At 73.3% G+C, this 26,540-nt stretch carries 32 protein-coding genes; 10 read left to right on the top strand and 22 right to left on the bottom strand.

Annotated features, from left to right (window positions below; translation table 11 throughout):
• Positions 1-83 precede the first annotated feature (83 nt).
• From ABD086_RS09825 to ABD086_RS09815, 3 genes are all read right to left on the bottom strand, one after another.
• Entirely contained in the window at positions 84-1,445 is a 1,362-nt protein-coding gene (locus tag ABD086_RS09825) for a glycoside hydrolase family 30 protein (protein WP_343907321.1), read from the bottom strand.
• Between the two features lie 60 nt (positions 1,446-1,505).
• Positions 1,506-1,646 (bottom strand): hypothetical protein, encoded by a 141-nt coding sequence (locus ABD086_RS09820; RefSeq protein WP_343907320.1) that lies wholly within the window; start codon positions 1,644-1,646, stop codon positions 1,506-1,508.
• Between the two features lie 92 nt (positions 1,647-1,738).
• Entirely contained in the window at positions 1,739-1,891 is a 153-nt protein-coding gene (locus ABD086_RS09815) for a hypothetical protein (RefSeq protein WP_343907319.1), read from the bottom strand.
• A gap of 11 nt (positions 1,892-1,902) precedes the next feature.
• On the opposite strand from ABD086_RS09815, the gene ABD086_RS09810 reads away from it, so the two are divergent.
• Positions 1,903-2,508 (top strand): hypothetical protein, encoded by a 606-nt coding sequence (locus ABD086_RS09810; RefSeq protein ID WP_343907318.1) that lies wholly within the window; start codon positions 1,903-1,905, stop codon positions 2,506-2,508.
• Here the strand turns inward: ABD086_RS09810 and ABD086_RS09805 are convergent.
• Positions 2,501-4,594, bottom strand: a complete 2,094-nt coding sequence (locus ABD086_RS09805) for a glycoside hydrolase family 15 protein (protein WP_343907317.1) — start codon at positions 4,592-4,594, stop codon at positions 2,501-2,503. The genes ABD086_RS09810 and ABD086_RS09805 overlap by 8 nt on opposite strands.
• An 88-nt stretch (positions 4,595-4,682) precedes the next feature.
• On the opposite strand from ABD086_RS09805, the gene ABD086_RS09800 reads away from it, so the two are divergent.
• Positions 4,683-5,954, top strand: coding sequence for a WXG100-like domain-containing protein (locus tag ABD086_RS09800; RefSeq protein WP_343907316.1), 1,272 nt, complete (start codon positions 4,683-4,685; stop codon positions 5,952-5,954).
• Positions 5,951-6,271, top strand: coding sequence for a hypothetical protein (locus ABD086_RS09795; protein ID WP_343907315.1), 321 nt, complete (start codon positions 5,951-5,953; stop codon positions 6,269-6,271). The genes ABD086_RS09800 and ABD086_RS09795 overlap by 4 nt, the downstream gene beginning before the upstream one ends.
• A gap of 8 nt (positions 6,272-6,279) precedes the next feature.
• Here ABD086_RS09795 and ABD086_RS09790 read toward each other — a convergent pair whose 3' ends face one another.
• Together ABD086_RS09790 and ABD086_RS09785 are read right to left on the bottom strand one after the other, a co-directional pair.
• Entirely contained in the window at positions 6,280-6,780 is a 501-nt protein-coding gene (locus tag ABD086_RS09790) for a DUF4234 domain-containing protein (RefSeq protein WP_343907314.1), read from the bottom strand.
• A 63-nt stretch (positions 6,781-6,843) separates the two neighbouring features.
• A complete protein-coding gene (locus ABD086_RS09785) occupies positions 6,844-6,978 on the bottom strand; it encodes a hypothetical protein (protein WP_343907313.1) in 135 nt (44 codons plus the stop codon).
• A 132-nt stretch (positions 6,979-7,110) separates the two neighbouring features.
• On the opposite strand from ABD086_RS09785, the gene ABD086_RS09780 reads away from it, so the two are divergent.
• Positions 7,111-8,091, top strand: coding sequence for a matrixin family metalloprotease (locus ABD086_RS09780; protein ID WP_343907312.1), 981 nt, complete (start codon positions 7,111-7,113; stop codon positions 8,089-8,091).
• An 18-nt stretch (positions 8,092-8,109) separates the two neighbouring features.
• On the opposite strand, the gene ABD086_RS09775 is transcribed toward ABD086_RS09780, so the two are convergent.
• Together ABD086_RS09775 and ABD086_RS09770 are read right to left on the bottom strand one after the other, a co-directional pair.
• Positions 8,110-8,499 (bottom strand): DUF2237 family protein, encoded by a 390-nt coding sequence (locus ABD086_RS09775; RefSeq protein WP_343907311.1) that lies wholly within the window; start codon positions 8,497-8,499, stop codon positions 8,110-8,112.
• A gap of 3 nt (positions 8,500-8,502) precedes the next feature.
• The gene (locus ABD086_RS09770; protein ID WP_343907310.1) at positions 8,503-8,919 is read right to left on the bottom strand and encodes a hypothetical protein; all 417 of its coding nucleotides are present in this window, start codon (positions 8,917-8,919) and stop codon (positions 8,503-8,505) included.
• A gap of 98 nt (positions 8,920-9,017) precedes the next feature.
• Between ABD086_RS09770 and ABD086_RS09765 the strand changes: the two genes are divergently transcribed.
• Positions 9,018-9,176 carry a hypothetical protein gene (locus ABD086_RS09765; protein ID WP_343907309.1) on the top strand — a complete coding sequence of 53 codons (159 nt, stop codon included), beginning with the start codon at positions 9,018-9,020 and terminating at the stop codon, positions 9,174-9,176.
• A gap of 16 nt (positions 9,177-9,192) precedes the next feature.
• Here ABD086_RS09765 and ABD086_RS09760 read toward each other — a convergent pair whose 3' ends face one another.
• From ABD086_RS09760 to rlmC, 5 genes are all read right to left on the bottom strand, one after another.
• A complete protein-coding gene (locus tag ABD086_RS09760; RefSeq protein ID WP_343907308.1) occupies positions 9,193-10,182 on the bottom strand; it encodes an aldo/keto reductase in 990 nt (329 codons plus the stop codon).
• Positions 10,183-10,260: 78 nt separating this feature from the next.
• Positions 10,261-10,791, bottom strand: coding sequence for a hypothetical protein (locus tag ABD086_RS09755; protein WP_343907307.1), 531 nt, complete (start codon positions 10,789-10,791; stop codon positions 10,261-10,263).
• 15 nt (positions 10,792-10,806) lie between these two features.
• The gene (locus ABD086_RS09750; RefSeq protein WP_343907306.1) at positions 10,807-11,649 is read right to left on the bottom strand and encodes a methyltransferase domain-containing protein; all 843 of its coding nucleotides are present in this window, start codon (positions 11,647-11,649) and stop codon (positions 10,807-10,809) included.
• Positions 11,650-11,670: 21 nt separating this feature from the next.
• A complete protein-coding gene (locus tag ABD086_RS09745) occupies positions 11,671-12,006 on the bottom strand; it encodes a TraR/DksA family transcriptional regulator (RefSeq protein WP_343907305.1) in 336 nt (111 codons plus the stop codon).
• Complete coding sequence (rlmC, locus tag ABD086_RS09740) at positions 12,003-13,139, bottom strand: 23S rRNA (uracil(747)-C(5))-methyltransferase RlmC (protein ID WP_343907304.1); 1,137 nt, start codon at positions 13,137-13,139, stop codon at positions 12,003-12,005. Before rlmC ends, ABD086_RS09745 begins: the two co-directional genes overlap by 4 nt.
• 52 nt (positions 13,140-13,191) lie before the next feature.
• Between rlmC and ABD086_RS09735 the strand changes: the two genes are divergently transcribed.
• Positions 13,192-14,637 carry an MFS transporter gene (locus ABD086_RS09735; protein WP_343907303.1) on the top strand — a complete coding sequence of 482 codons (1,446 nt, stop codon included), beginning with the start codon at positions 13,192-13,194 and terminating at the stop codon, positions 14,635-14,637.
• Here the strand turns inward: ABD086_RS09735 and ABD086_RS09730 are convergent.
• The 4 genes from ABD086_RS09730 to ABD086_RS09715 form a co-directional block, all read right to left on the bottom strand.
• Positions 14,621-15,562 carry a bile acid:sodium symporter family protein gene (locus ABD086_RS09730; RefSeq protein WP_343907302.1) on the bottom strand — a complete coding sequence of 314 codons (942 nt, stop codon included), beginning with the start codon at positions 15,560-15,562 and terminating at the stop codon, positions 14,621-14,623. The two genes, ABD086_RS09735 and ABD086_RS09730, sit on opposite strands and share 17 nt — an antisense overlap.
• A gap of 398 nt (positions 15,563-15,960) precedes the next feature.
• A complete protein-coding gene (locus tag ABD086_RS09725) occupies positions 15,961-16,377 on the bottom strand; it encodes a type II toxin-antitoxin system VapC family toxin (RefSeq protein WP_343907301.1) in 417 nt (138 codons plus the stop codon).
• On the bottom strand, positions 16,374-16,601 hold the full coding sequence (locus ABD086_RS09720; protein WP_343907300.1) for a FitA-like ribbon-helix-helix domain-containing protein: 228 nt from the start codon (positions 16,599-16,601) through the stop codon (positions 16,374-16,376). Before ABD086_RS09720 ends, ABD086_RS09725 begins: the two co-directional genes overlap by 4 nt.
• Before the next feature lie 65 nt (positions 16,602-16,666).
• Positions 16,667-17,860 (bottom strand): fatty acid desaturase family protein, encoded by a 1,194-nt coding sequence (locus tag ABD086_RS09715; RefSeq protein ID WP_343907299.1) that lies wholly within the window; start codon positions 17,858-17,860, stop codon positions 16,667-16,669.
• 153 nt (positions 17,861-18,013) lie between these two features.
• Between ABD086_RS09715 and ABD086_RS09710 the strand changes: the two genes are divergently transcribed.
• Together ABD086_RS09710 and ABD086_RS09705 are read left to right on the top strand one after the other, a co-directional pair.
• Positions 18,014-18,853: an SDR family oxidoreductase gene (locus ABD086_RS09710; RefSeq protein WP_343907298.1), complete on the top strand. Its 840-nt coding sequence runs from the start codon at positions 18,014-18,016 to the stop codon at positions 18,851-18,853.
• A 3-nt stretch (positions 18,854-18,856) separates the two neighbouring features.
• Positions 18,857-19,441, top strand: coding sequence for an endonuclease (locus ABD086_RS09705; RefSeq protein WP_343907297.1), 585 nt, complete (start codon positions 18,857-18,859; stop codon positions 19,439-19,441).
• Between the two features lie 7 nt (positions 19,442-19,448).
• On the opposite strand, the gene ABD086_RS09700 is transcribed toward ABD086_RS09705, so the two are convergent.
• The 5 genes from ABD086_RS09700 to ABD086_RS09680 all read right to left on the bottom strand — a co-directional run bounded on the left by ABD086_RS09700 (position 19,449) and on the right by ABD086_RS09680 (position 24,666).
• Entirely contained in the window at positions 19,449-19,856 is a 408-nt protein-coding gene (locus ABD086_RS09700) for a hypothetical protein (RefSeq protein WP_343907296.1), read from the bottom strand.
• Between the two features lie 48 nt (positions 19,857-19,904).
• Positions 19,905-21,341 carry a flotillin family protein gene (locus ABD086_RS09695; RefSeq protein ID WP_343907295.1) on the bottom strand — a complete coding sequence of 479 codons (1,437 nt, stop codon included), beginning with the start codon at positions 21,339-21,341 and terminating at the stop codon, positions 19,905-19,907.
• A 28-nt stretch (positions 21,342-21,369) separates the two neighbouring features.
• A complete protein-coding gene (locus ABD086_RS09690) occupies positions 21,370-21,873 on the bottom strand; it encodes a hypothetical protein (protein WP_343907294.1) in 504 nt (167 codons plus the stop codon).
• A gap of 105 nt (positions 21,874-21,978) precedes the next feature.
• Positions 21,979-23,175 carry a hypothetical protein gene (locus ABD086_RS09685; RefSeq protein WP_343907293.1) on the bottom strand — a complete coding sequence of 399 codons (1,197 nt, stop codon included), beginning with the start codon at positions 23,173-23,175 and terminating at the stop codon, positions 21,979-21,981.
• A 66-nt stretch (positions 23,176-23,241) separates the two neighbouring features.
• The gene (locus ABD086_RS09680; RefSeq protein WP_343907292.1) at positions 23,242-24,666 is read right to left on the bottom strand and encodes an amino acid permease; all 1,425 of its coding nucleotides are present in this window, start codon (positions 24,664-24,666) and stop codon (positions 23,242-23,244) included.
• 118 nt (positions 24,667-24,784) lie between these two features.
• On the opposite strand from ABD086_RS09680, the gene ABD086_RS09675 reads away from it, so the two are divergent.
• Positions 24,785-25,783 (top strand): hypothetical protein, encoded by a 999-nt coding sequence (locus tag ABD086_RS09675; RefSeq protein WP_343907291.1) that lies wholly within the window; start codon positions 24,785-24,787, stop codon positions 25,781-25,783.
• A gap of 193 nt (positions 25,784-25,976) precedes the next feature.
• A partial coding sequence (locus ABD086_RS09670; protein WP_343907290.1) for a recombinase family protein occupies positions 25,977-26,540 on the top strand: 564 nt, incomplete at its 3' end.

Here is a 26,540-nt window from a genome sequence, read left to right as displayed (position 1 = left end):
GTCACGCGTGCTGGCGGCCGGGTCGTGTGCCCCAGACCGCGCTATGGCGCGTTCTCAGGCACACGACCCGAAACCTCGCACCCTCAGGACGCCGGCAGGCGGTAGCTGAACATCTCGCCCACCCCGATCGGGTAGGTCCGCGTGCTCGACCCGACTGCGAAGGACACCGTCTGCGGCGCTCCGGAGCGGTTCTGGCCGAACACGCCGACCGAGCCGTCCGGGTTGCGGAAGGCCGCGACGCTCAGCCACGAAGGTGCGTCGACGCCGACGACCCGACCGCCCGGGGCCGCCGCACGGCCGAGGTGCGCGAGCGTGAAGAACTCCGGCTCGCGGATCTCCGGACCCGCCGGCGAGACCGTCAGCAGCCCGCGGCACTGACGGCAGCCCCACTGCGAGCCGGGATCGACCGGGCCGTGGGTGGGGTCGAGCGCGAGGTTCCACATCATCAGCCCCGAGGAGCCGGCCGCGACCGCGTCGGCCACGAGGTTCTTCGCGTCCCACGCGAAGGTCCCCGGCGCGCCGTCGGTCGTGCCGGTGCACTCGGTGACCAGGCGGGGCACGGCGAGCCCGGCCATCTGGCTGGGCTGGCCCCCGTAGCAGTGGAAGGCCGCGCCGTCGAACGCCGACGTCGCGCCGAGCAGCGCGTCCACCCGGCCGCGATCGGACCAGTTGTGGTCGAGCGCCCAGAGTCGGGTGCTGCCGATCGCGGGCCCGACCTGGTCGGCGAGGGCGACCATCTGCTGGTCCGTCATCGTCATCGAGGGGTAGTCGGTGCTGTAGCCCGGCTCGTTCCCCAGCGTCATCGCCCACAGCGGCACGCCGTGGGCGCGCAGCCACCGGCGCTGGTCGACCAGCAGCTGGCCGTACGCCGGTAGCGCGGCGTCGGCGAGCCCGCCACCGCGGACGGTCCCCGAGGTCTTCATGCTCGCGGGCGCGGACCACGGGGTGCCGATCACCCGCAGGCCGGGGCGGATCTTCCGGATCGACCGGACGAGGGATGCCGCGTCGCGCGCCTCGGCGGGCGGCCGCGCCGTACTGCCGCGCGGCTCCCAGGTCCACGGCCACGGGGAGAAGTCGGTGGCCGAGAGCGGGAGCCGGAGCAGGTTCAGCCGGGCACCCCCGGCCGCTGGGCCCCGGAAGAGGGTCTTCAGCAGGTCGGGGCGATCCCGCAGCAGCGTCACGGACGAGTCCGTCAGGGTGGCGCCGGTCCCCCACCAGGGCTGGCGGACGTCGTCCGGGTGGACGACGACCGCGGCGGACGGCGTCGCGCCGACGAGGGTGGGGACGTCGAGCAGCTGGCGGGACGCGTCGGTCGGCGACGTGACCACCAGGCGCGGCTCAGGACTCGTCCTGGCCTCCGGCGCCACGGGGTCGCTGGCCCGGGCGACCGAGCCCACCCCGAGGGCGAGCAGGACACCGAGGACGGAGCGCAACAGAAGAATCACGTCCCCTCCACGGTGCCCGGCTCGCGCCGCGGAATGCAACTCGGGCGTGCACGGACCGGGTCACCGGACGGTCTGCAGGCGCAGCATCTCGAACTCCACCTGCTGCTGGTGCTGGCGGCGCAGGTCCACCAGCCGCTGCTGCTTGTCCTGCTGCGACAGGGCGCGCCAGGCGTGTCGACGCTCGATCAGCGTGGTCTTCATGTCGGTTCCTCCCTCGATGGCAGCCCGCCTCCCTGGCGGGCACGCCCATCGTGCGCGCGCGCCCTTGGAGGCGACTGGGAGCCGACTTGGAGCTAGTCTCCCGACTCCGCGAGCCGGTCGCGCAGCTTGTCGCGGACCTCCTCCGGCGTGAGCTGCGCGCGCTGGCGCTGGTCGCGGGCGATGATGACCCCGGTGGCGGCCACTCCGGCCAGCCCCGCGACCCCGAGCCACTTCCACAGCTTCACGAGGACCCTCCATGACTCAGCTGACTCTCGACGAGGCGGTGGACCTGACCCGCACCGGCGACCTCTGGCTGTTCCGCGGGCGCTCCACCGCCGACCACGCTATCCGGGTCCTGACCAACGCGCCGGTCAACCACGTCGGCATGGCGGTGGTCCTCGATGACCTGCCCCCGCTGATGTGGCACGCCGAGCTCGGCAAGGGCCTGATGGACGTGTGGACCAACAGCCACCACCGCGGCGTCCAGCTGCACGACCTCCGCGGCGCCGTCGAGCAGTGGACCGGCCGCTACGAGCAGCAGGCCTGGCTGCGCCAGCTCGACGCGACCGTGACCCGCGAGATGGAGGACGCCGTGCTGCGCACGATCGCGCGGCTGGACGGTACGCCGTTCCCGGCGACCGCCAAGCTCATCGGCCGCTGGGCCCGCGGCCGGGTCCGGCGGCCGGCTCCGGCCGAGCTGACGTACTGCGCCGAGGTGGTGGCGGCCACGTACACCGCGATGGGCCTGCTCGACGGCAGCCGCCCCACGAACTACTACGACCCCGGCAAGTTCTGGTCCGGCGACGACCTCGAGCTGCGCCGGGGCGCGCGGCTGGGCGAGGAGATCCGGGTCGTCACCTGAGGTAGCGGTTGGCCACGACCGCCTGGCGGTCGACGGGCCGGCCGCGCTGGATGGTCCACGCCAGCCGCACCAGCTCGGCGTGCGACCAGGTCAGCGGCGTCGCCGAGCGGGTGCCCTCGCCGGCCGGGCAGCACGGCTCGCCGGTCGGGGGCCGGCCGTCCCAGACCTGCTCGGCCAGCATGTCCGCCGGACCGCTGGCGGCCGCCATCGCGCTGAGGTACGACGACGCGTCGGCACCGGCCGCGACGGCGTACTCGCCCCGCTCGCCGGTGAGGATCGGCCAGCCGCGGCCGAGGGTCCGGTGGGTGCCGGGGTCGGTGATCGTCCACTCCTTGCCGGTGCGGGTCTCGCCGTACCCGTCGTGGTTGAAGCGGCGCCAGAACGGTCCGTTCGGGGTGTCCACGCGCAGCCTGCGGTCGATGACGCCGAGGGTGTTGGTGACGGCCGGGTCGTCGGCCGGGAGGATGCCGAACCGCGCGAGGTCCAAGAAGCTGGGGTCGACGACCTTGCGCTGGTCGATGCTCCGCGGGCCGCCGTCGCCCATCGGGTACGGGCTGGCGGTGTTCGGCCTGCCGTTCTTGGTCAGCCGGAGGAAGTACGGGCCGTCCGACAGCGGTCCGTTCGTCGTGACCGTCCAGTCCTTCACGTGCGCCTGCCAGCGGTCGGCGATCGCCCGCCACTTCCGGGCCGTCGCCGGGTGCCCCTTCCGGGCGGCCATGTCGGCGGCGCAGAGCAGCCCGGAGATCTGCGCGGCGATCGAGTTCGGCGAGTAGCCGGACTGGTTCTCCCACCGCTCCTGGGTGGTGTACGGCGCGCGCCGGCCGGTCTCCTCGTCGCGGAAGGACAGCAGGAACCGGACCGCCTTCCGCACGCCGCGCCAGGTCGCGGGGTCGTCCTTGCCGACGAGGTGGGCCAGCACGATCGGCAGCGCGACCTCGTCGAGCTGGACCGAGCCCCAGACCGGCGCGCCCGAGACGTCGGAGTTCTGCGGGAAGGACCCGTCCGGCTTCTGCTGCGTCCGGAACAGCCAGCGCACGATCCGGCGCGCGGCGGCCCGGTCGCCGTCCGCCCAGAGCGCGGTGCCGAACTGGTAGGCGTCGCGCGACCACACCAGGTGGTAGGCCCCGCTCGGCGAGGACAGGTCCTGCACCTCGTCGCCCCACACCCACGGCACGGAGGGCGAGGCGACGAACGCGCCGGGGTGCCGCTTGTCCTCGGCGGCGGCCAGCACCAGCGCCGAGCCGAGGTACTGCCGCCGGACCGCCGCCGCGCTGGCGGGCACGTCGCGGAGCGTGCCGACGTACCGGCGCCAGCCGCGGTCGTACGCCGCCCGGATGTCGCCGAACGGGGTCGACAGGGACTGCCGGGCCCGGTGCAGCGCCTGTCCGGCGGTGGCGCCGAACCCGAGGGTGAGCGTGGCGCGGTCGGCCAGCCGGGCGGTCTGGACGACGTCGCCCGTGCCGGCGGGCCGGCTGGCGGTCCCGCGGAGCGCCGGTCGCGCGACCAGGCCGGACGCGACGGTGCCGTCCGTGGCGACCAGCGCGTGCCGGCGGGCGCGGCCCCGGTCGTCCGAGCCGTCGTTGGCGAGCGCGGGGTCGTAGCGCAGCCCGAGGTGGTAGTCGCCGCCGTCCAGCGACTCGAGGCGCACGTGCACGACGAGGGAGGGGCGGTGCGGGTCGGTGACGTACTCCTGGGTGACCCGGTAGCGCCCGTCGGGGTCGGTGTCGACCTGGGTGTAGCGCAGGCTGCGCGCCTCCGGCCGGCTGGTCGTGGTGGCCGTGTCCCGGCCGAGCCGGTCGGCGAAGCCGGGGCCGCGGACGACGAGCTCCAGGCTGCGCACGCTGGGCGTCGACAGGTCGGGGTAGAAGACCTCGCTGACCCGGCCGCCCTGCAGCGTGAACCACACGTTGCTGCGGCGGGTCCGCGCGGTCCCGAAGCCGGCCTTGTCCGCCTCCGTCCAGTGCGCCTGATGACCCTTGCCCCGCGGCGCCTGCTCCGCGGAGCTCGGTGTGTTCGGCACGGACAGGAGGCCGCCGGTCACGGCAACGGTCAGCGCCGTCGCCCCCGCCACGAGTCGGAGAGCCATTCCGGTGCCGTACCCCTCCGAAGGGGTGGTTATCCACAGCGTGCGGATCGGTCGCGTCGGCAGCGCCGGGCGCGGGCAGCCTCGCGGCATGAGGCTCCTGATCGACGGCGGTGGGTACACCACCGCGGCGCGCGCGTTCGCGCACGCCGGCCGGGCCACGGCGTTGCGCCACGAGTCGCTGGTGGCTGCGCTGTCCGGGTACGCCGCGATGGCCGGCGACTCCTCGAGCTCGGCCGACTTCGCGGCGTCGTACGACGCGGCCGCCGCCGACGGCGTCGCCGCCCTGGCCGACCTGGCGGACTCCTTCGCGGCGCTCGGCCGGCTGACCCACGGCTCGCTGGGCAACCACCGCGCCGCCGAGGGGCTGCCGGCCGTCGAGGCGCCGATGTACACGACGTTCGCCCCGGCCGCGGTCCCCTCGGCGCTGGGCGGCGACCCGTCGAGCCTGCCCGGCGAGCTGACCTGGATCCTGGACCACCTCGAGTCCTTCGTCTGGCCCGACGCCGACGTCGACAAGCTCCGTGCGGCCGGCGCCACCTGGCGCGGCGCGGCCGACGGGCTGTCGGTCCTCGTCGACCACTGCGACCTCGCGCTCTCGGCGCTGGCGGACGAGCACTCCCCCGAGATCCCGCTCGCCCTCGACGCGGTCCGCACCCTGAAGGGCGGCATCTGCGACCTCGCCGACCAGTACGTCGCGATCGCCGGCGCCTGCGAGCGGTACGCCGACCAGGTCGAGGAGCAGCGCGCCGCCCTCGTCGACCTCCTCCTCGACCTGCTGCGCGACTCGCTGATCATCGAGGGCATCGGCATCGGCCTCAGCCTGGTCACCGCCGGCGGCGCCGCGGCGGGCGCCACCGCGGTCAACATCGCCCGCATCGGCGCCCAGCTGCCGCGGATCATGGCCTTCGTCGAGGCTATCCGCGCCGCCGCTGCCGCCGCGTCCGCGGTGCTCCGGACCGCCGGCGAGCTGGTGCTGCGAGCGCGGTCGGTGTTCGGCCGGTTCGCGGGGGCGGTGATGGCCTCCGATGCGCGGGCGCTCACCCTGTCGGTGAGGGACCTCGAGCGACTGCAGGAGGTGCGGCGCACCTTCCACGACCCGCGGCTCTTCGATCCGCAGTCGCTGCGGGGCCTCAGCCGCCACGATCTCCGGCAGGTCCTGGGTGAATGGGAGGTCCGGTCCTCCCGACGGGGCGAGGGTCTGGTCTTCGTGGATCCGGCTCGGGGCGGGCGGCAGATCCGGCTGATGGAGGGCTACCCGGGAAGTCGCCCGGACCCGCTGACGCACGGTCCGTACGCTGTTGTCTCCCAGAACGGCGGCAAGCCCATCAAGATCGCTCTCGAAGGGAACCCGACGCTGTGACCGTCCCTGCGCAGATCAGAGCGCTCCTCGAGTGCATCGACGAGGAGTACGAAGACCTCGGCTACGTCGGGCTGTACCAGTTCAGCTGGTGCCAGCGCAGTCCCGAGCACCGTCCTCCGCAGGAGGAGGTCGCGGCAACCGCGCGCGCTGCCTACCAGGAGTTCCGCCGGCGCACGCCGACCACGCTCGTCTGGCTGCCGTGGCCCCCGGGCGACCTGAGCGAGGCGGTGCCGGCAGCGGAGGGCACGGAGATCGAGCTGGACCTCGACCCCGAGGGGCCGGTGCGACCGTTCCTGGCCCTCATCCCCGCCCCCTGATCCGTCGCTCAGTCCTCGCGGGCACCCTTCGAGCGCCAGTAGTCGTTGAGCGCGCCGTTGGTCTTCACGAACCACACGATCGCGCCGATGAGGAACAGCCAGCCGAGCAGGAGGTACCAGAGGCCGGTGGCGGCCGTGACCGGCGGCTTCTTGCCGTCGCGCTCGTAGAGCTTGCCGACCTCGTTCGAGGTGATGAACGGCATCACGATGCCGACGAGGATCGCGAGCAGCAGCGCGATGCCGCCGCCGATGCCCTCGCCCGAGTGGCGCTTCATCTCGTCGTGGACCTTGTAGTACCAGTACCAGCTGTAGACGCCCAGGGTGACGACCGTCAGCAGGATGCAGGTGCCGGTGCTGCGGATCTTGCCCACCGGCCCGGCGGCAGCGGCGTACGGCGCTGCCAGGGCGCCGCCCGCCATCGCGGGGACGGGCTCGGGAGCGGCCGGCGCGGCCTCGTACGGCGGCGGGACGGCCGACTGCGACTGCGCAGGTTCGTTGGTGTCGGTCATGGGACGAACGCTAGGACCGCGCCGGTGCCCGCGACCGGCAAACCGCCGGTGGACTGGACCGGATCAGCGGCGCCGCAGGAACCGCAGCTCGACCTCGATCTGCGCCTGCTGGCGGCGCCGCAGCTCGTCGAGGCGCAGCTGCTTCTCCTCGTCGGTGAGGGCCCGCCACGACCGGCGACCCATCAGCTGTGCGTGCATGCCCCCATGGTGCTCTCGAGGCCGACCCGGACGCTTCCGATTAACCGTCAACTTCCTGGGCGGCGGCGCGTTTCACGACGGGCGCCGTGGGTCAGGATGGATCCGGAGGGGCCGGTGAGGCAGGAGTAAGGAATGGTCAACCGATGCGGGCGGCTCCTCGCCGCCACGTTCCTGGTGGTGGCGACGGCGGCGGGTACCGCGGCGGGCGCCGAGGCGGCGCCCGGGCCGGTGCCCACGGTCGTCACCGCGGTGGTCAGCGCGAACGACGTCCCGGTCCGCACCGAGGTGACGGTGTCCGGGACGGTCACGGGGTCGGACCTGGAGCCGCGGGACGTCGAGCTGCAGTTCGCCACCGACGCGGGCTGGCGGCCGATGCGGACGTCGACGACCGACGCCGCCGGCGCCTATCAGATGCGCGTGCCGACCGACTGGTACGGCGACCACGTGCTGCGGGTGGTGGCGCCGAAGACGGCCACCGCCGACAGCGGGGCCTCGCCCCAGCAGACGGTGTCGGTCCACCCGCGCTACGACCCGCGCGGCAGCAGCGACGCCTGGAGCCGGTTCTCGCCACCGGCGCGGTGGGACCCGTGCCGCACGGTCGAGTACCGCACCAACCTGCGCAAGGCGCCCCGGGGCAGCGCCAAGCTGGTGAAGCGGGCGTTCGACCAGGTGCACGCCGCCACCGGGATCCCGTTCCGCGCGGCCGGGTCCACGCGCAAGGTCCCGTTCACCACCGGGCCCGACTCCTCCCAGCACCTCGCCGCCGGCCTGGTGATCGCGTGGGCCACGCCGCGGCAGGTGCCCGGCCTGCGCGGCAGCACCGCCGGTCTCGGCGGCTCCACCGCCCAGCGGGTCGGCGACGGACCGTGGCGCTACGTGTACGGCGGCGTGGCGGTCGACGCCACCGCCCGGCTGTCGGGCGGGTTCGGCAAGGGGAAGACGATCGGTGCGCTCCTGCTGCACGAGATCGCCCACGCGATCGGGCTCGACCACACCGGCGCCAGCAGCCAGATCATGTATCCCTCGCTGCAGTCCGGCTACCGCGGGCGCTACGAGGCCGGCGACCTGACCGGGCTGCACGCGCTCGGGGCCGAGCAGGGGTGCCTGTCCTGAGCGCTCCTCAGTGACGGGTCAGAGCAGCGCGCCCGGATCGCCCGGCACGTCCACCGAGTGCTCCTCGAGCGCCCGCAGCGGGACGATCTCGAGCGCCCGCTCGTGGGTCGAGGCCAGGACGACGGGCGCGGCGAACCCGTCCTCGTACGCCTGCAGCCAGCGCGCGGCCACCACGCACCAGCGGTCGCCGGGCTGCAGGCCCGGGAACGCGTAGGCGGGCAGCGGCGTCGTCAGGTCGTTGCCGACGGCCTGCTGATGCGCGAGGAACTCCTCGGTCATCACCGCGCACACCGCGTGGCGACCGACGTCCTCCGCGCCGCTGCGGCAGCTGCCGTCGCGGTAGAACCCGGTCACCGGGTCGGTCCCACACGGCTCCAGCGGCCCGCCGAGGACGTTGAGCTCGGGCACGGCTCAGCCCAGCGACCAGACGCCCGGACGGCCCTTGACCATCGCGCCGTCGGTGATCAGCGCCTGGCGGGCACGGCGGGCGGCGTACCGCCACCGCAGCTCGCCCTCGGGCGTCGTCTGGTGGTCGGCCTCGGTGAGCCGCTCGGCCACCCGCGCCTCGAGGGCGCGGAAGAGATCCTCCTGCTCGAGCTCGCCGCCGGCGTCCTCGAGGACCGCGACGATGTCGGCCTTGAAGGCGTCCGGCGGCGTCCACCTGCGGGGCACGGTGCGCGTCGGTGCGGCCTTCTTCACCACCGGCCGGCTCGCGCGCGGCGTGGCCGTGCGGGCGGTCGCGCGGGGCGGCGGAGGGGCGGGCGGGTTCCCGTGGATGCACTGGGACTTCGGGAGGTCACACAGCTCGCAGTAGTCCTCGTCGCTCATCGGGACCCAGCCTAGCCCCCCGTCTGAGGTACCCCACCACCCGATCTAAGGCGGTCGTCCGATGTGGGCGGCTACCTCAGGGCAGCACTGTCGCCGACATGATCGCTGCACTGAACATCACCGACCCGACCACCGCCCTGATGCTGGCCCACCTCGAGGTCGACGAGCTCGGCTCCGTCCGCGCCCGTCGCGCCGACCTCCGGCGCCGGCAGCGCCGGTTCCACGCCGCCGCCAAGCTCCGCAAGCTGCTCGCGTGACGGCTGGGGCGCGCCGCTACCAGCGCCCGTGCACGGCCTCGCGGAAGTACCGGTCGTACAGGTCCCGCACGCCGTCGAGGAACGCCGGTGGGAGCGGGTCCGCGTCGCCGGCGGCGGCGTTCGCCCGGGCCTGGGCGGCGTTGCGGGCGCCGGGGATGACCGTCGTGACGCCCGGCTGCTGCCAGACCCACGCCAGCGCCACCTCGGCCGGGCTCAGCCCGGTCGGCCCGACCGCGTCGATGAGGTCCGAGAACGCGCGGGCGGCCTCGACCCCGGTCGCGAAGTCGACCCCCGAGAAGGTCTCCCCCACGTCGAAGGCGCTGCCGTCGCGGTTGTAGGTGCGGTGGTCGTCGGCGGCGAACGTCGTCGACTCGTCGTACTTCCCCGACAGCAGCCCGGACGCCAGCGGCACCCGCGCGATGATCCCGACGCCGGCCTCGGCGGCCGCGGGCAGCACCTGGTCCAGCGGCTTGAGCCGGAACGCGTTGAGGATGATCTGGACGGTCGCCACGTTCGGCCGGGCGATCGCCGCGAGCGCCTGGTCGCAGGTCTCCACGCTCAGGCCGTACGCCGCGATGGCGCCCTCGGCGACCAGCGTGTCCAGGTCGTCGTAGACGCGGTCCGCCTCGACGACCTCGGTCGGCGGGCAGTGCAGCTGGACCAGGTCGAGCCGCTCCACCCCGAGCCCGCGCCGGGACCGGTCGATCCACGATCGGAAGTTGTCGAGGGTGTAGTTGCCGGGCTCCTGCGCCATCCGCCGGCCCATCTTCGTGGCGACGAAGACGTCGGGGTGCGAGCGCAGGAAGCTGCCGATGATCTCCTCGCTGCGGCCGTCGCCGTACACGTCGGCGGTGTCGAAGAACGTCACCCCGGCATCCACCGACGCGTCGAGCACGGCGTGCGCGTCGGCCTCCGTCACGTCGCCCCAGTCGGCGCCGAGCTGCCAGGTGCCGAGGCCGACGACCGACACGTCGCGGCCGGTCCTTCCGAGGGTCCGCTGCTCCATGGCCCCAGTCTGGCGGGTCAGTGGTGAGGCGCGATCAGGGGCCTGGGCGGCTCGAGTCCGCGGGTCGGCGCGGACGGTTCAGCTCGCGTACGAGAGGACCTTCTTCGTCCACCGCTCCGGCCGCGGGACGTAGTCGTCGGTGCGCGCCGGGCGGTCCTGGCCGTGCGACCGCACCGACACCGCGAACCGCTCGGAGGCGCCGAGGCAGCTGGGGTCGAACCGGATGACCGACCTGGCGCCGGTCATCTTCACCGACGCGCAGCCGCGGTCGGTGATGTCCTGGTGGTGCCGGTCCCAGTCGCGCGCCTTGTAGACGCCGTACTCGCTGAAGGACAGCCCGGTGATGAACAGGTCGGGGACGCGGTCGTCGTCGGTGTCGACCCAGACGTCGATCCCGTCGCCCACGTCGACCCGGCGGCTGTGCACGACGGTCACCTGGGCCTTGCGGCCGGCGGCCGGCGCCGCCTTCATCGTGACCGAGACGATGTCGTAGGCCTTGCCGGCCTCCGCCGGGTCGCTGATCGTCCGCTCGGTCGGCGGGGTGGCCGACGCCGGTGCGGCGAGGGCGACGAGCAGGAGTGCGACGAGGGCGGGGAGAAGTCGGCGCATGCCTCGATTGTGGCGCTAGTCCTTGCGGCAGACGAATCCGAAGACGGTCACGGCCCAGAACGCCCACCCGTGCCGAGCCGCCTCCGCCAGGGCGGCGAGCGCGGCCTCGGCCTGCTCCGCGGTGATGAGACCGTCGGCGACCGCCTGCTCCGCGGAGAGCCGGGACAGGTGCGAGTCGCGGAGGACCTCCTGCGGGAGGACCAGCGCCGACGAGCCGACGTCGGGGTCGACGTGCAGGCCGGCCTCGATCGCCTGGCGCGGGATGTGCCGGGCCGCGGTGGGGTTCGCGAGCTGGCCCATGAACGCCGTCGTCATGGCCCGGGACACGGCCGGGTCGACATCGGACTCGACCCGCGACTCGTGGTCGGAGTCGAGCAGCAGCGCCCGGCCGCCGGGCCGCAGCACCCGCGCGAACTCGGCGACCGCGGCGCCGGCATCCGGCACGTGTTGGAGCACCCGCTCGCACCACAGCACGTCGGCGCTGCCGTCGGGCAGCGGGATCTCGGTGGCCAGCCCCTGGCAGAACTCCGCGGCCGACCCGACCTCCGCGGCCCGGACCCGCGCGACCTCGCGCAGCATCCCGTTCGGCTCGATGCCGATCGCCCGGCCGTCGGGGCCGGCCAGCCCGGCGAGCCGCCGGGTCATGGTGCCGGTCCCGCTGCCGACGTCCACGCAGAGCTCCCCCCGGCGGACGTCGCCGGCGGCGAGCGCCCAGGCCCGCAGCCGCTCGATGGAGGGCGCCCCGTCCTGCTCGTCGAGCACGGCGACCATCCGCGCCACGGCCGCGTCGCCGATCGTCCCCGGCCGGAAGGCCGAGCCGAGCGTGAAGGACGCGCCGCTCACCTCGCCCATGCTCATGGTCGAGGGTCCCACGACCGCCTATCGAGCGCACCCGACGCAGGTCGTCGCGGTCGGTCGGACCTCGAGCCGCTCGGCCGGGATCGGCCGGCCGCAGACCGTGCAGACGCCGTACGTCCCCGCGGCTACCCGCGCGAGCGCCGCGTCGATCTCCTCGAGGTGGGCCTCGGCCTGCCGCACCAGGGCGCCGACCTGGGACCGCTCGAACGCGATGGTGGCGCCCTCGGGGTCGTGCTCGTCGTCGGCGTTGGTGTCCTTCGACGCCTCGACGAAGCCGCGGTAGTCGCCGCGCAGCGCGGCCAGCCGCTCGCGGGTACGCCGCCGCTCCTCCTCGAGCAGCGCCCGCGGGTCGCTCACGACCGCTCCAGCAGGGTCAGGACCTCGTAGTGGGCGGTGTTCGGGAACATGTCGAGCAGCTGCCCGCGGACCGGCCGCAGCGACGGCATCGCGTCGAGGTCCTTCGCCAGCGTCTGCGCGTTGCAGCTCGAGTAGAGCACGTGCCGCACGCCCGAGGACTCCAGCCAGCCGGCCAGCTCCGGGCCGATGCCGCGCCGCGGCGGGTTCACCACGACCAGGTCCGGCGGCGCGCCGGCAGCCGCGGCGTACGCCGTCGCGTCGCCCACCTCGAAGCGCACGTCCGGGAGGTCGGCGGCACTGAGCCGCGCCGACGCGACTGCCTCGGGGCTGATCTCGATCCCGGTCACCGCGGCACCGGTACCCGCGATCGCGAGCGCGAAGCCGCCGACGCCGCAGTAGAGGTCCCACACCGTGGCGGGCGCCACCGACCCGACCCACGACCGCCCGAGCCGGTAGAGCTCGGCCGCCATCGCGGTGTTGGTCTGGAAGAAGCTCTGCGGCCGCAGGTGCAGCGCGAGCCCGTCGACGCGCATGGTCAGCGTCTCCTGCTCGGTCAGCGGGATCTCCCGGTCGCCCTCGAGGATCGCCTTGTGCTCGGGCTGGAGGTTCACCGACGCGACCGCCAGGGTGGGCAGCTCGGACCGCAGCCCGGCCAGGTGCTTGCGGATCCGCGCGACCGGCTCCTGCGAGCGCAGCACGAAGCGCACCATCAGCTCGCCGTCCGGTGACTCGGTCACCAGCAGGTGCTTGAGCTCACCCCGCCGCGTCGGCACGTCGTACGGCGTCAGCGCCGCGCGGGTCACGAACGCGGCCAGCACCCGCAGCGCCGCCCGGATCCCGGGGGTGTGCAGCGGGCAGTCGCGCAGGTCGACGCCCGCGCCGGCCGGGTTCAGGATCCCGAGCGTCGGCGCCTCGACGGTCCCGTGCACCACCATCTTGGCCTTGTTCCGGAAGCCGAGCTGCGCGCTGGCCACCGGCGGCAGCCAGGAGGCGTCGGCGAGACCGTGGCCGGCGAGTAGGTCCTCGACCTGTCGCTGCTTGGCGACCAGCTGCACGTCGTACGGCGTCCCGAGCCACGTGCACGAGCGGCACCGGCCGGCGTCGAAGTGGTGGCAGAGCTGGACCTGGGGCATGACCGCTCCAGGCTACGGAATGAATCCAGCGCGGCCGGGGTTGCGGTCGCACGTGACCGCTCCCCTCGAACGCCGTGCCGACTACCGCGTCACCTTCGCCGTGCTCTGCCTCGGGGTGGCGGCGTTCTCGCTGCTGCAGTCGATGGTGAACCCGGTGCTCCCGACCATTGAGGCCGGGCTCGGCACCGACCAGGCGACGGTGAGCTGGGTGCTGACGGCGTACCTGCTGTCGGCGAGCGTGTTCACCCCGATCATCGGCCGGATCGGCGACAAGGTCGGCAAGGAGCGGATGCTGGTCGTCGCGCTGGCCGCGCTGGCGGTCGGCTCGCTGCTGGCCGCGATCGCCACCAACATCGAGCTGATGATCGCCGCGCGCGTGGTGCAGGGCATCGGCGGCGGGGTGCTGCCGCTGACCTTCGGCATCGTCCGCGACGAGTTCCCGCGCGACAAGGTCGCCGGCGCCATCGGTACGGCGTCCGCGCTGCTCGCCGTCGGCGGCGGCGTCGGCCTGGTGATCGCGGGGCCCGTGGTCGACGCGCTCAGCTACCACTGGCTGTTCTGGATCCCGATGGTGATGACGATCGTGGCCGCGCTCGCGGCGGCGTTCTACGTCCCGGAGTCGCCGGAGCGCACGCCCGGCCGGATCAACGTCGGTACGGCGCTGCTGCTGTCGGCCTGGCTGGTGGCGCTGCTGGTCGGCGTCAGCCAGGGCCACCTGTGGGGCTGGTCGTCGGCGCGGGTGCTCGGCCTGTTCGCGGCGGCCGCCGTGCTGCTGGTCACCTGGGTCTGGGCCGAGGCGCGCAGCGACCAGCCGCTGGTCGACATGCGGATGATGCGGATCCCGACGGTGTGGACGGTCAACCTGGTCGCGCTGCTGTTCGGCGCCGGCATGTACGCGACCTACGCGTTCCTCCCCCAGTTCCTGCAGACGCCGGAGTCCGCCGGGTACGGCTTCGGCGTCAGCGTCACCGATTCCGGCCTGCTGCTCCTGCCGCAGACCGTCGCGTCGTTCGTCGCCGGGGTGCTCGCGGGCCGGCTGACGGCCCGGTTCGGCTCCAAGGCGATGATGGTGTTCGGCGCCGCGCTGACCGCGCTCTCGACGCTGGCCCTGACGGTCGCCCACGACCAGGTCTGGCAGGTCGTGGTGGCGACGGTCGGCCTCGGCCTGGCCTTCGGCCTCGCGTTCGCCGCGATGTCGAACCTGGTGGTCGCCGCCGTCCCGCAGTCGCAGACCGGCGTCGCGACCGGCATGAACACCAACATCCGCACGGTCGGCGGCGCCATCGGCGCGGCCGTCGTGACCAGCGTGATCACCGCGAGCATCCAGCCGTCCGGGTTCCCGCAGGAGTCCGGCTACACGCACGGCTTCGCCGTGCTCGCCGTCGTGGCCGCCGGAGCGGCGCTGGTCGGCCTGCTCGTGCCGGTCGTCCGCGTGGCGACCCACGTGGTCCCGGGCCCGCAGGCGGAGGCCGAGCTCGCTTCTACCGTGGAGCCGTGACCTCCGGCGATCCCGCAGGTGCTGCGCGGCCCGTGGCCCGCTTCCACCAGGTCGACAGCACCAGCCCGGTCGTCACGTCCCACAGGCCCCAGAGCGCGGCCACGAACGCCACGCCGCCCAGGTCGCCGAAGAACCCGAGGGCGAGCACCAGGGCCAGGCCGGTGTTGCGGACGCCGAGCTCGAACGTCATCGCCCGCACACCGGGCTCGGGGAGCCGCAGGCCGCGGCCGGTGCCGAAGCCGACCCCGAGCGAGAGGGCGTTCTGGAGGACGATCGCCAGCGCCACCGCGCCGACGTAGCCGCGGAACGCCTCGAACCGCCCGGCCAGCCCGCCGACCACGATCAGCAGGAGCAGCACCAACGCGCCCGGCTCGACGTACCGGCGCGCCCGCGCCGCGACACGCGGCAGCCGCCACGCCACGAGCAGGCCCAGCGCGAACGGCAGTCCGATCAGCAGCGCGACCTCGGCGACCATCCCCCAGGCGTCGATCGAGACGTCGCGCATCAGGTCGTCGGCGGCCGGGTTGAGGCCGCACCAGAACGCGACCGCGACCGGGGTGAGCGCGATCGCCACCACGTTCGAGGCGGTGGTCAGCGAGATCGACAGCGCCACGTCGCCGCGAGCCCGGTGGGTCAGGATGTTCGACAGGTTCCCGGCCGGGCAGCAGACCACGAGGATCATGCCGATCGCCACCGACCCGCGGACGTCGAGCGCGAGCGTGAGCAGCAGCGTGAGCGCCGGCATCACGGCGTACTGCGCGAGCAGCCCCGCGCCGATGGCGAGCGGCCGGCGCACCACGTCGCGGAGGTCGCGGGGGCGGACGTCGAGGGCGACGCCGAAGAGGAAGACCGCGATCACGATCTTCGTGGCCAGCTGGAACCCGTCGCCGAGGTCGACCTGCAGCTGGTCGATGTCAGCGGCCATCATGATGCGGCGTCGGCCGGCCGTGGCGCGACGGAAGCGATGTCAGGCTCCGAGACACATGTCGTAGGCCGAATTGATGGCGCCGATGACGCCGACCGCACCCACGATGGGTGCGTATGGCGCGAACGCAGGGGCCGGCGCCGCTGCCCGAACCACGGCACGTGTCGCCGTGGACGGCGGGATCACGATCCCGCACCTGCCGAGGATGACCGCGAGCGCGCTCACGCCACAGAACGACAGCATCAAGCGCGGCATACCCGCCTCCCACCGACGGCGCCCCCGCAACCGCCGCGTGGAGGCTAGCAGTGCTGTGGTGCCTCCGCGCGCGATGCGATGAACTGGTCCAACGGAACCGCGCGGCCCACACCCGCTACAAGTGCTCCACGGCAGACCAGGGGCTACCGGTGGATCCACGGATCGACGAGCGGGACCGCGAGCGACTCAAAGTGCCTGGTGTTCCGGGTCGCCACCGTCAGGCCGTTGGCCTGCGCGACGGCCGCGATGAGGGCGTCATCCAGCGGTGCCTGTTCCGGCACCCGGTAGGTGGCGAGGATCCGCGCCGCCGGCAGGTCGAACGGAAGGACACGGCCGGCGAAGGCGGGGAGGACCCGGTCGGCGAACCACCGTCGCAGCACCTCGCCCTGCGCGGAGTCGGAACGCTCTTTCGCGACGACGCCGCGCTCCAGCTCGGCGATGGTGGTCGCAGACACGAGCTGGTCGGCGACCGGCACGGACCCGGCCCAGGCCTCGACCGCGGGGTTGCGCCCGCGCACGCGCAGCGCAGAGACGACGTTGGTGTCGAGCAGGTACCTCACAGGTCGACGTCGCGGGCGGTGAGGCCGAGCCGCTCGGGCTCGAACTCGATGTCCGCGCCCTCGTCGGTGCCGAGCAGGTCGACCAGCGTGACCGCCTCCCGGGCGAGGCCCTCCGCCAGGAGGGCACGCGCCTCGGCCTCGGTGCTCCGCCCGTGCTGCTCCGCACGCGCCCGCAACCTGGCCTTCGTCCCGGCCGGCAGGTTGCGGATCAGGATCTGCTCCACGGCGGCACCTCCGATATCGAACTCACGATATCATCTGCGGCGGGCCGAGCCCAGGAACCGGGCTACTACGCCGAGGCGGCGCCGATCGCCGGGGTGCCCGCGCCGCGGGTCGGCTGGGGCAGCAGCCGCTTGAGCTGCGGCACCAGGTTGCGCCGGTTGGTCTCGGCCAGCCAGCCGTTCGGCAGCGACAGCCGCACCACCTTGTGCCAGGCGCTGGCGACCTGCTGGACCATCGGCCGCGCGTTGTAGGGCAGCTCGAACCGGGCGAACACCTCGCGCACGCGCGGCGCGATCTCGGCGTACCGGTTGCTCGGCAGGTCCGGGAAGATGTGGTGCTCGATCTGGTGCGACAGGTTGCCGGTGAGCAGGTGCAGCGCCTTGGAGCCGGAGATGTTGGCCGAGCCGAGCATCTGCCGCAGGTACCAGTGCCCGCGGGTCTCGTTCTCGTCGAGCTCGGCCTGCTCGAACGTCGAGACGCCCTCGGGGAAGTGGCCGCACATGATCACCGAGTGGCTCCACAGGTTGCGCACCAGGTTCGCGGTCGCGTTGGCCGCGAGCGTCGAGCGCCAGCCGCGGCCCGACAGCGCCGGGTAGAGCACGAAGTCCTTGGTGAGCTGGCGGCCCGCCTTGCGGAGCGTCACCTTGAGCTCGGCCTTCTTCTCCGGCGACATCTGGCGCTTGTCGCGCAGGTGGTCGCCGAGGTCGAGGTCGAACATCGCGATGCCGTACTCGAAGATGCACGCGGTCACGAAGTTCCACGCCGGCTGCGCGAGGTGCCGCGGCTGCCACTCCTGGGCCTCGTCGACGCGCATGATGCCGTAGCCGAGGTCGTTGTCGCGGCCGAGGATGTTCGTGAAGGTGTGGTGGGTCTCGTTGTGCGCCCGCTTCCACTGGGCGGCCGGTGTCACGTGGTCCCACTCCCACGTGCTCGAGTGGATCTTCGGGTCGCGCATCCAGTCCCACTGCCCGTGCAGGACGTTATGCCCGATCTCCATGTTGTCGAGGATCTTGGCCAGCGTCAGGCCGGCGGTGCCCGCCACCCAGGCGACCTTGTTGCGGCTGCTCAGCAACACCGCCCGGCTGGAGAGCTCCAGCAGGCGCTGCACCTTCACCAGCCGGCGGATGTACGCCGCGTCGCGCTCGCCGCGACTGTCGAGCACCTGCTGCCGGATCGCGTCGAGCTCCTTGCCGAGGACCTCGAGCTCGGCGCAGGTCAGCCCCCGAGTGGTCGTTGTGGACTCCGCGTGGGTCACCGTCATTGAGCCAGTGTGCCCGGTCCACCCACGGAACACCCCTTTCCCGCGCTGAGCGGAGGGTGAACAGCGCCCCACCGGACCCTCGCGCCCCTCGGATCCCCTCCCGCCCCGCCCCGCCCCGGGCATACCGCGTCGCCCGCCGGGCACTGGCTGCCCATGAACCAGCCTCCCCAGCACCAGCAGCCCCCCGGCAACCAGCACGAGATGGAGCCCCGCCCGGACTGCGGCGAGGAGAGCTACGAGGGTCACGGCCGGCTCACGGGCAAGGCCGCCGTGATCACCGGCGGCGACAGCGGCATCGGGCGCGCGGTCGCGATCGCCTACGCCCGCGAGGGTGCCGACGTGCTCATCTCCTACCTCTCCGAGCACGAGGACGCCCAGGACACGGCGCGGTACGTCGAGCAGGCCGGCCGGCGCGCCGTGCTGGTGCCCGGCGACGTCAGCGACCCCCAGCACTGCCGCGACGTCATCGCCAAGGCGGTCGAGGAGTTCGGCCGCGTCGACGTGCTCGTCAACAACGCGGCCTACCAGATGACCCGCGAGACGCTCGAGGAGATCCCCGACGAGGAGTGGGACTTCACGATCGCCACCAACCTCTCGGCGATGTTCCACCTCTGCAAGGCCGCGCTGCCGCACATGGGCCCCGGCTCGTCGATCATCGGCAGCTCGTCGGTCAACTCCGACAACCCGAACCCCACGCTCGCGCCGTACGCCGCCACCAAGGCCGCGATCGCGAACTTCTGCGCCAGCCTGGCCCAGCTGCTCGGCGAGCGCGGGATCCGGGTGAACAGCGTCGCGCCCGGGCCGATCTGGACGCCGCTGATCCCGGCGACGATGCCTCCGGAGAAGGTCGAGAAGTTCGGCGACGACGTGCCGCTCGGCCGCCCGGGCCAGCCGGCCGAGCTGGCGTCGGTCTACGTGCTGCTCGCGTCCGACGAGGCCAGCTACGTCTCCGGCGCGCGGATCGCGGTGACGGGCGGACGCCCGATCCTCTGACCGATGGACGAGGACGACCTGAAGGCGCTGCTCGACCGGCACGGGACGACGTACGCCGCGGAGGCCGGCATCCGGCTCACCGACGAGCCGGCACCGCTCTGGCAGCTGCTGGTGCTGAGCCTGCTGCTCTCGGCCCGGATCGGCTCGGCCATCGCGGTCGCCGCGGCGCGCGAGCTGTTCGACGCCGGCTGCCGGAGCCCGCACGGCACCCGCGACACCCCGCGCCGGCAGCGGGTCGCCGCGCTGGGGCGCGGCCGCTACCGGCGGTACGACGAGCGCACCGCCACCCAGCTCGGCGAGCTCGCCGACGCGGTGCTGGACCGGTACGCCGGCGACCTGCGGCGGCTGCACGAGGAGTCCGACGACGTCGAGCGCGACCTCCAGCAGTTCAAGGGCATCGGCCCGGTCGGCGCGGCGATCTTCTGTCGGGAGGTGCAGGGCACCTGGACCGATCTGGCGCCGTACGTCGACGACCGGGCGGCCCGGGGCGCCGAGAAGCTCGGGCTGCCGACGGCCCCGGCGGAGCTCGCCCGCCTGGTCCCCGCGAAGGAGCTCCCGCGGCTGCTCGCCGCGTGCGTCCGCGCCTGACCCCAGGTCAGGTCTCGGAGCGTCGGCCCGGAGCGTACGCCGCCCACAGCCAGACGGCGAGGCATCCCAGCGCCACGACCAGCGGGCCCTCCGCCCGGTCCGGTACGTGGGCCCACCAGGCTTGTCCGAGCCGTGCCTGGACCTGCAGGGTGCCGACCACGCAGAGGACGGCGCCCACGAGGCTGTGCAGCGCGCCCTTGCCGCGCAGCGCCCAGGCGATGCCGAGGGTGACGAGCGGGACGCCCACCCCGACGTACAGGAGGGCACCACCCAGGCATGGGTAGGGATTGGTCGGTCTCGACTCGCACGCCGACGGCGGGAAGATGAGCGACCCTGCGAAAAGGTAGCCGGCGCCGAGGAGCCCGGTCTCGGCCGCGGCACGCAGCGGACGTCGGATCAGGGGGGAGCTCGCCATGCGGTCAGCCTCGCCCGGCACTCCCGGGCGAGGCATGAGCCGGCGTACTCAGACTTGCTCGACCTTCTCGCCGCCGGTTCCGCCGGCCCCGCCGGTCCCGCCGACCGCCTTCTGGACGAGCGCCTCGAGGTCGAGGCCGGTCGAGTTCTTGAGCATCGCGAGCGTCTGCACGACGTTGTCGTTGACCTGGCGCGGCAGCGCGCCCGCGCCGTCCGGCGAGATCACCGTCAGGTGGTCGATGCCGCTGATCGGCGCGGCGACCTCCTTGGCGATCTGCGGCAGCACCTCGATGAGCATCTGGAGCACGGCGGCGTCGTTGTAGTTGGCGAACGCGTCGGCGCGCTTGTTCATCGCCTCGGCCTCCGCCTGCCCCACGGCGATCGTCGCCGCGGCCTGGGCCTCGCCCTCCGCGCGGCTCGCCTCGGCCAGCGCCGTACGACGCGCCTTCTCGGACTCACCGCTGAGCCGGGCCTCCTGCGCCTTGGCCTCGGCGGCCGCGATCGTGGCGGCCTTGCGCGCCTCGGCGGCCGCGATCTCGGCGTTCCGCTTCGCCTCGGCGTCCTGCTCGACCCGGTAGCGCTCGGCGTCCGCGGGCTTGCGCACCTGGGTCTCGAGCTGCCGCTCGGTCAGGGCGGCCTGCCGGACGGCGACCTTCTCCTGCTCGGTCAGGATCGCCTGGTCGCGGTCGGCCTGGGCCAGCGGACCGGACGCCGCCGCCTGGGCCGAGGCCGCGTCCGTCTCGGCCTTGATCTCGGCCTGCTTGAGCGCCAGCGTCCGCTGGGAGACGGCGATCTCCTGCTCGGCGGCGATCTTGGCCTGCTCGGCCGCCTGCCGCGCGTTCGCCTCGGCGATCGCGGCGGCCTGCTGGATCCGGGCGGCCTCGGGGCGGCCGAGGTCGGCGAGGTAGGTGCCGTCGTCGGTGACGTCCTGGATCTGGAAGGTGTCGAGGATCAGGCCCTGCCCGGTCAGCGAGTTCTCCGACTCGTCGGCCACCCGCTGGGCGAACGCCGCCCGGTCGCGGATGATCTGCTCGACGGTCAGGCCGCCGACGATCGAGCGCAGCGCACCGGCCAGCACCTCCTGGGTGAACGGCTCGATGTCCTGCTGCTGGCTCAGGAACCGCTGCGCGGCCAGCCGGATCTGGTCCGCGTTGCCGCCGACCTTCACGATCGCCACGCCCTCGACGTTCAGCTTGATGCCCTGCCCGGAGACGGCGCCGCGGATCTGCACCGAGATGCGCCGCGAGGAGAGGTCCATGGTGGCGAGCTTCTGCACGAACGGGATCACGAAGACACCGCCGCCGAGCACCACCTTCTGGCCGGACAGGTCCGTGCTCAGCTGCCCGGTCTCGGGGTTGAGCACCGCCTTGCCCTTGCGGCCGGTGACGATGAACGCCTGGTTGGGGCCGGCGACCTTGTAGCGGCTGGTCACCAGCAGCACCAGCAGGACGAGGAGGACGACGAGTCCCCCGACGGCGATCAGCATGTGAGTCGTCCTTCCGAGTTGTGGTTGCTCACGGGAGCTCGTTCCAGACCGGCGCGACGGTCACGGCCGTCGGCGAGATGACGCCGGTGACGTGCACCTCGGTGCCGGGTTCGAGGGGTACGTCGGCGCGCGCGTTCAGCCGCAGCGTGTGGCCGCCGACGGCGACGGTGACGCTGCCGAACCCGTCGGCCGGGATCGCGCTGACCACCCGCCCGCTGTGCCCGACCGAGTCGTCGGTGCTCAGGGTGCCGTCGCTGCCGCCGCCGCGGACCAGCCGGGTCAGCCAGCCCGCGAACCACGCGAACCCGACGCCGGCCACCACGCCGACGGCCCAGGAGACGCCGGCGGGGGCTCCTGCTGCGTCGGCGATCGCGCCGCCGAAGCCGAGCGCCGCCACGAACGCGCCGATGACCTCGGTGGAGAAGAGGTCGCTGGGGATCACGTCGCCGACGCCGTCCAGCAGGTCGCCGAGCAGCAGGCTCACCGCGAGCAGCACGAGACCGCAGACACCGATCACGACGAAGACCGTCATGCGGTCGCTCCCCCTCCGCAGCCGTTCCCCCGGAGTCCGGGCTGGGCGAGCATCTTCTCCCATCCCGGCCGGTTCGACCAGTGCAATTCGGAAGTGGTCGCCCGGTCATGCTGCGGCGGCGCCGCTGAGGTCCGCGAGGCGGGTGAGCCGGCCGCGGGCGGGCTCGGGCGCCAGCGCCGCCCAGTGCTCCCATCCGGCCCGGCACTCCGGGCGGACCAGCTGCTTCAGTGCCTCGGAGAACGCATGGGCGTTGACCGCGGCCGCCGCGACGAAGGGCGCGTCCTCGTCGGCCCCGAACGTGCCCTCCGCGGCCGACCGGAGGATCCGGTACGCCGCCCGGCCGATCTCGTCCCGCCCGTCCGCCAGCCGTTCGCGCGCGCCCGCCAGCTCGCGGGGCGGCGTCCCGCGCTCGAGCCGGTCCAGGCCGGCCACGTCGGTGACCAGCTCGCGATCCTCACGCTGCAGGACGCCGGGGTCGACGCGTCCCTCCCGGAACGCCCGGTCGAGCGCGGCGACCCACGCACCACGGAGCTCCCCCGTGGCCGTCTCGGCGGCCGTCTCCTCGTCCACGGCGAGCGGCCGGGTGTCGAACATCAGCGCCGGGGTGGTGCCGCTCGGCACCAGACGGCCGATCAGCCAGCCACCGGCGCCGGCGTGGAGCCGGGCGCCGAGGTCCAGCAGCTCGATCGACTCGTCCGTGGCGAGGTCGCGCACCACCAGCGGCCCCGGCGCACTCGACTCGAGCCGGTAGCCGCCCATCCAGGCGTCCACCCAGCCGCGCGCGAGCCCGCACTCAGCGGCGAGCCGGCCGGTCGGCATGGTGTCCAGGAAGCAGGCGAGGCCGCCGAGCTCGTACGTGCAGAGCTGGTGGAAGGCCCAGTCCTCGCCGGCGGTGACCGCCATGACCTGGACCGGGTCGCCGCCCTCGACGTACGCCTGCTCCATCGCGTCGGCGTGGAACATCCGCAGCGTGTAGTCGAGCGCCATCTGGAGGACGACGCGAGAGTCGGTGTCCGGGTCCTCGGCGCGGGTGCACTGGTACGCCGCCCAGCGCGCCCACAGCCACGGCGTCATCTCGTCGGCCAGTCCGGCGAGCTGCTCGAGCGTCACCCGGTGCGCGCTGCGGCGGAACATGGGAATGCCCTGGTGGTACTCGAGCGCGGTGGCCGCGTCACCCGCCCGCTCCGCGGCGTTCGAGCTGTCCACGAAGGCGTGGTAGTCGGGCGTCATCAGGTCGGCGATGCGCGGGCCGCGGCGGAAGCCCAGGGGCCGGCTGGAGGTACGAGAGCGCTTGGCGGACATGCCCTCCAGGCAACGCCGCGGGCCCGGTGGGCGGCAAGGGCCACCCGATCGCCTGTGGATGACCGGTCAGGTGCCCTTGGTCTGCACGGCGACGCCCTGCCCGAGCCGGCTGTGCCGGTAGCCGTACGCCGCGTAGATCACCACGCCGATCAGGAACCACACCGCGAACCGCACCCACGTCTCCGGCTGCAGCTTGGTGATGAGCCACAGCGAGAAGGCGATCCCGAGCAGCGGCGTGAACGGCATCAGCGGCGTACGGAACGTGCGCGGCAGCTCCGGCGAGCGGTAGCGCAGCACGATCACGGCGGCCGAGACGACCACGAACGCCAGCAGGATGCCGATGTTGGTCAGCTCCGCGGCGTCCCCGATCGAGACGAAGCCGGCGATGCCCGCCGACACGATGCCGACGATCCACACCGGGCGGTTCGGGGAGTGGTGCCGGTTGGTCCTCGAGAACCAGGCCGGCAGCAGCCCGTCGCGGCTGATCGCGTACCAGACCCGGCTGGCGCCCAGCGTGAACGAGAACAGCACGGTGATGATCCCGACGATCGCCCCGATCGCGACCACCTTCGAGAAGCCGCTCAGCCCGATCGACTCGAACGCCGCGCTGAACGCCGCGGTGTCGCTGAGGTCCCGGTAGTCCACCATCCCGGTGAGCACCGTGGCGGCCAGCAGGTACAGCACCATCGCGATCGCCAGCGAGTAGATGATCGCCTTCGGCAGGTTCCGCTCGGCCTCCTTGGACTCCTCGGCGGCGGTGCTCATGGCGTCGTAGCCGAACACCGCGAAGAACACGGTCGCCGCCCCGGTCGCCGCGCCGCCGAGCCCGTGCGGGAAGTACGGCGTCAGGTTGTCGGTGTCGATGTAGAACGCGCCGACCGCGATCACCGCGAGCACGATCAGGATCTTCACGCCGACCAGCCAGGTCTCCACCCGCGTGCTGGTCTTGATGCCGCGGTTGAGGAGCCAGGCGACCCCCAGGCACAGGAGCACGGCGAACAGGTCGATCCGGTGCCCGTCCCCCGTCCCCGGCGCCCCCAACATCCACGCCGGCAGGTCGAGCCCGACCGCGTCGGCGAGGAAGGTGATGTACTGCGAGACGCCGATGGCGACCACCGCCACGATCGCGGTGTACTCCAGCAGCAGGTCCCACCCGATGAACCACCCGACCGACTCGCCGAGCACCGCGTACCCGTAGGTGTACGCCGAGCCCGCCGCTGGTATCAGCCCGCCGAACTCGGCGTACGACAGGGCCGCGCACGCGCTCGCCACCCCGGCGATCAGGAACGACACGGTCACCGCGGGGCCCGCGTCGGTCTTCGCCACCGGCCCGGCGAGCGCGAAGATGCCGGCGCCGATGATCGCACCGAGCCCGATCGCGGTCAGCTGCCACAGCCCGATGCTGCGCTCGAGCCCGCTCTCGCCGTCGTCCGCCCGGACCGGCTTGCGCCGGAAGATCCCGCTCTGAGGTTGGACGCGGTGCTCGGTCATGTCTGTTCACTACCCATTCCCGGGGTCGGACCATCGCCCGGGCCTGTGGATGACGGACGGCGGCGGGTCGCCGTCCGGGGCAGGCTGCCCGGACACCCCACGACCTGAGGAGGCTCTCGTGCCGATTCCCCTGCCCGACATCGACGAGACCCTGCACGACCGGCTGGTCGGCGCCGTCCGCCGGGACGGACCCACCGACGTCGCCACTCTGACCCGGCGGGTGCGGCTCGCCGCCGGCGACCACCGGGTCACCGAGACCGCGGTCCGCGTCGTGCTCGACAGCGCGACGCTGCTCGTCCATCGTCCCGACGGCCGCGTGGCCTGGCTCGGCGACGTGCTCGACGGCATCGTCCTCACCCACCGGGTGCGCGGCTCGCTGGCGGACCGTTGCGACCTGTGGCTCGGCCAGAGCGTGCAGCCGTTCCTCGCGATGGCCGCGCTCGAGCCGCTGCCGCTGGCCACGGGTGGCGAGGCGCGCATCGCGGACACGCTCGATCCCGTCCTGATCGGCCCGCCCGGGTGGCTGCCGGCGGCCGAGGCCGGTGACCTGGTGTCCCTGACCTGGACGCGCGGCCGGCTGTCCGTCGGCGTCGTCCCGCCCGACGAGGTGGCCGGCCCCGCCGAGGAGGAGGCGGTGCGCTGCCTGCTCGGCGAACGGTGCCGCACCGAGCTGTGGTGGGCGGCCGGCGACGACGACTGGGTGCGCCACGCCCTGCTCATCCGGGCCCTGTCCAGCGTCCGGCTGGAGGACCCCGACTTCCTCTCGACACCGCACGCCCCGCTGGACCAGCTCCTCTACGACCCCCTGGGCTCGGATCCTCGTCACCACTGGCGAGACGTCGCTGCCTGGCGGCCCGAGGGCGCGGTCTCCTTCGCGATCGCGGGCATGCCGATGGCGCTGGACATCGAGCTTCGACACCGGGCGGAGCGGTACGGCATGACGCTGGACCAGTTCGTCATCGCGATCCTCGGGCATCTCGCCTGGCGCACGCCGTTCGCCGAGGACCTCGGCCCGTGGGAGGACTGGGTGCCGGAGGACGCGCGGCCGCGCGAGGCGCGCGTCGCGCACCTGCGGTCGATCGGAGACGGCCCGCCCGGCACCGAGCCCGGCGCGTGATCGCGCTCAAGCGGCCCGGATGGGCGGCGAGACGATCCAGGTGATGCGTCCATCGGCCCGCCGGGGCGGTGGGTGCCAGCGGGGTCGTCGGGTCTCGGGATCGATCTCCAGGCGCCAGGCGGTGTGGTGGACCGTCGTGTGGTGCCGCCGGCACAGCAGCGCCAGGTTGTCGGAACATCGCTAATCTGCCCCCATGTCAGAGCCACGGTCCGCCGCGATCTACGCCCGCATCTCCAGCGACCAGGACGGCACTCGCGCGGGCGTCGGCCGTCAGGTTGAAGACTGCCGCAAGTTGGCCGCTGATCTGGGATGGACGGTCGCGGCGGAGTATGTCGACAACGATCTGTCGGCCTACACCGGCAAGCACCGCCCCGAGTACCAGCGCATGATGGCCGACCTGGCCGAGGGCCTGATCGACGCGGTGCTGGTCTACAACATCGACCGACTGACCCGCCGCCCTGCCGAACTCGAGGCGTTCTCCGAAGCCATCCAGGCTGCCGGGGTGCGACATGTCCGGTTCGTGACCGGCGACGCCAACATGCTCACCGACGACGGCATGCTGCACCTGCGGATCCTGGGCGCGTTCGCGGCCAAGGAGTCGGCCAACATCAGTCGCCGCATCATGCGGAAGATGGAACAAGTCGCCGCCGAGGGCCGCCCGCACGGCGGATCACAACGACCGTTCGGATACGAACGAGACATGGTCACGGTGATCCCCACCGAAGCCGAGATCCTCCGCACCGTGGTCGCCCGGTTC

This window comes from Nocardioides aquiterrae (genome assembly GCF_039526625.1).
Lineage (GTDB): Bacteria > Actinomycetota > Actinomycetes > Propionibacteriales > Nocardioidaceae > Nocardioides > Nocardioides aquiterrae.
The sequence above is the reverse complement of the archived record's forward strand: the minus strand, read 5'-3'. Positions and strand labels throughout refer to the sequence as shown.

Excerpts from the sequence above, each read along its gene's own strand:
- ABD086_RS09820 (WP_343907320.1), bottom strand. The coding sequence starts at position 1,646 with ATGAAGACCACGCTGATCGAGCGTCGACACGCCTGGCGCGCCCTGTCG.
- ABD086_RS09810 (WP_343907318.1), top strand. The coding sequence starts at position 1,903 with ATGACTCAGCTGACTCTCGACGAGGCGGTGGACCTGACCCGCACCGGC.
- ABD086_RS09805 (WP_343907317.1), bottom strand. The coding sequence starts at position 4,594 with ATGGCTCTCCGACTCGTGGCGGGGGCGACGGCGCTGACCGTTGCCGTG.
- ABD086_RS09800 (WP_343907316.1), top strand. The coding sequence starts at position 4,683 with ATGAGGCTCCTGATCGACGGCGGTGGGTACACCACCGCGGCGCGCGCG.
- ABD086_RS09790 (WP_343907314.1), bottom strand. The coding sequence starts at position 6,780 with ATGACCGACACCAACGAACCTGCGCAGTCGCAGTCGGCCGTCCCGCCG.
- ABD086_RS09785 (WP_343907313.1), bottom strand. The coding sequence starts at position 6,978 with ATGCACGCACAGCTGATGGGTCGCCGGTCGTGGCGGGCCCTCACCGAC.
- ABD086_RS09780 (WP_343907312.1), top strand. The coding sequence starts at position 7,111 with ATGGTCAACCGATGCGGGCGGCTCCTCGCCGCCACGTTCCTGGTGGTG.
- ABD086_RS09770 (WP_343907310.1), bottom strand. The coding sequence starts at position 8,919 with ATGAGCGACGAGGACTACTGCGAGCTGTGTGACCTCCCGAAGTCCCAG.
- ABD086_RS09765 (WP_343907309.1), top strand. The coding sequence starts at position 9,018 with ATGATCGCTGCACTGAACATCACCGACCCGACCACCGCCCTGATGCTG.
- ABD086_RS09760 (WP_343907308.1), bottom strand. The coding sequence starts at position 10,182 with ATGGAGCAGCGGACCCTCGGAAGGACCGGCCGCGACGTGTCGGTCGTC.
- ABD086_RS09755 (WP_343907307.1), bottom strand. The coding sequence starts at position 10,791 with ATGCGCCGACTTCTCCCCGCCCTCGTCGCACTCCTGCTCGTCGCCCTC.
- ABD086_RS09750 (WP_343907306.1), bottom strand. The coding sequence starts at position 11,649 with ATGAGCATGGGCGAGGTGAGCGGCGCGTCCTTCACGCTCGGCTCGGCC.
- rlmC (WP_343907304.1), bottom strand. The coding sequence starts at position 13,139 with ATGCCCCAGGTCCAGCTCTGCCACCACTTCGACGCCGGCCGGTGCCGC.
- ABD086_RS09730 (WP_343907302.1), bottom strand. The coding sequence starts at position 15,562 with ATGGCCGCTGACATCGACCAGCTGCAGGTCGACCTCGGCGACGGGTTC.
- ABD086_RS09715 (WP_343907299.1), bottom strand. The coding sequence starts at position 17,860 with ATGACGGTGACCCACGCGGAGTCCACAACGACCACTCGGGGGCTGACC.
- ABD086_RS09710 (WP_343907298.1), top strand. The coding sequence starts at position 18,014 with ATGAACCAGCCTCCCCAGCACCAGCAGCCCCCCGGCAACCAGCACGAG.
- ABD086_RS09705 (WP_343907297.1), top strand. The coding sequence starts at position 18,857 with ATGGACGAGGACGACCTGAAGGCGCTGCTCGACCGGCACGGGACGACG.
- ABD086_RS09700 (WP_343907296.1), bottom strand. The coding sequence starts at position 19,856 with ATGGCGAGCTCCCCCCTGATCCGACGTCCGCTGCGTGCCGCGGCCGAG.
- ABD086_RS09695 (WP_343907295.1), bottom strand. The coding sequence starts at position 21,341 with ATGCTGATCGCCGTCGGGGGACTCGTCGTCCTCCTCGTCCTGCTGGTG.
- ABD086_RS09690 (WP_343907294.1), bottom strand. The coding sequence starts at position 21,873 with ATGACGGTCTTCGTCGTGATCGGTGTCTGCGGTCTCGTGCTGCTCGCG.
- ABD086_RS09685 (WP_343907293.1), bottom strand. The coding sequence starts at position 23,175 with ATGTCCGCCAAGCGCTCTCGTACCTCCAGCCGGCCCCTGGGCTTCCGC.
- ABD086_RS09680 (WP_343907292.1), bottom strand. The coding sequence starts at position 24,666 with ATGACCGAGCACCGCGTCCAACCTCAGAGCGGGATCTTCCGGCGCAAG.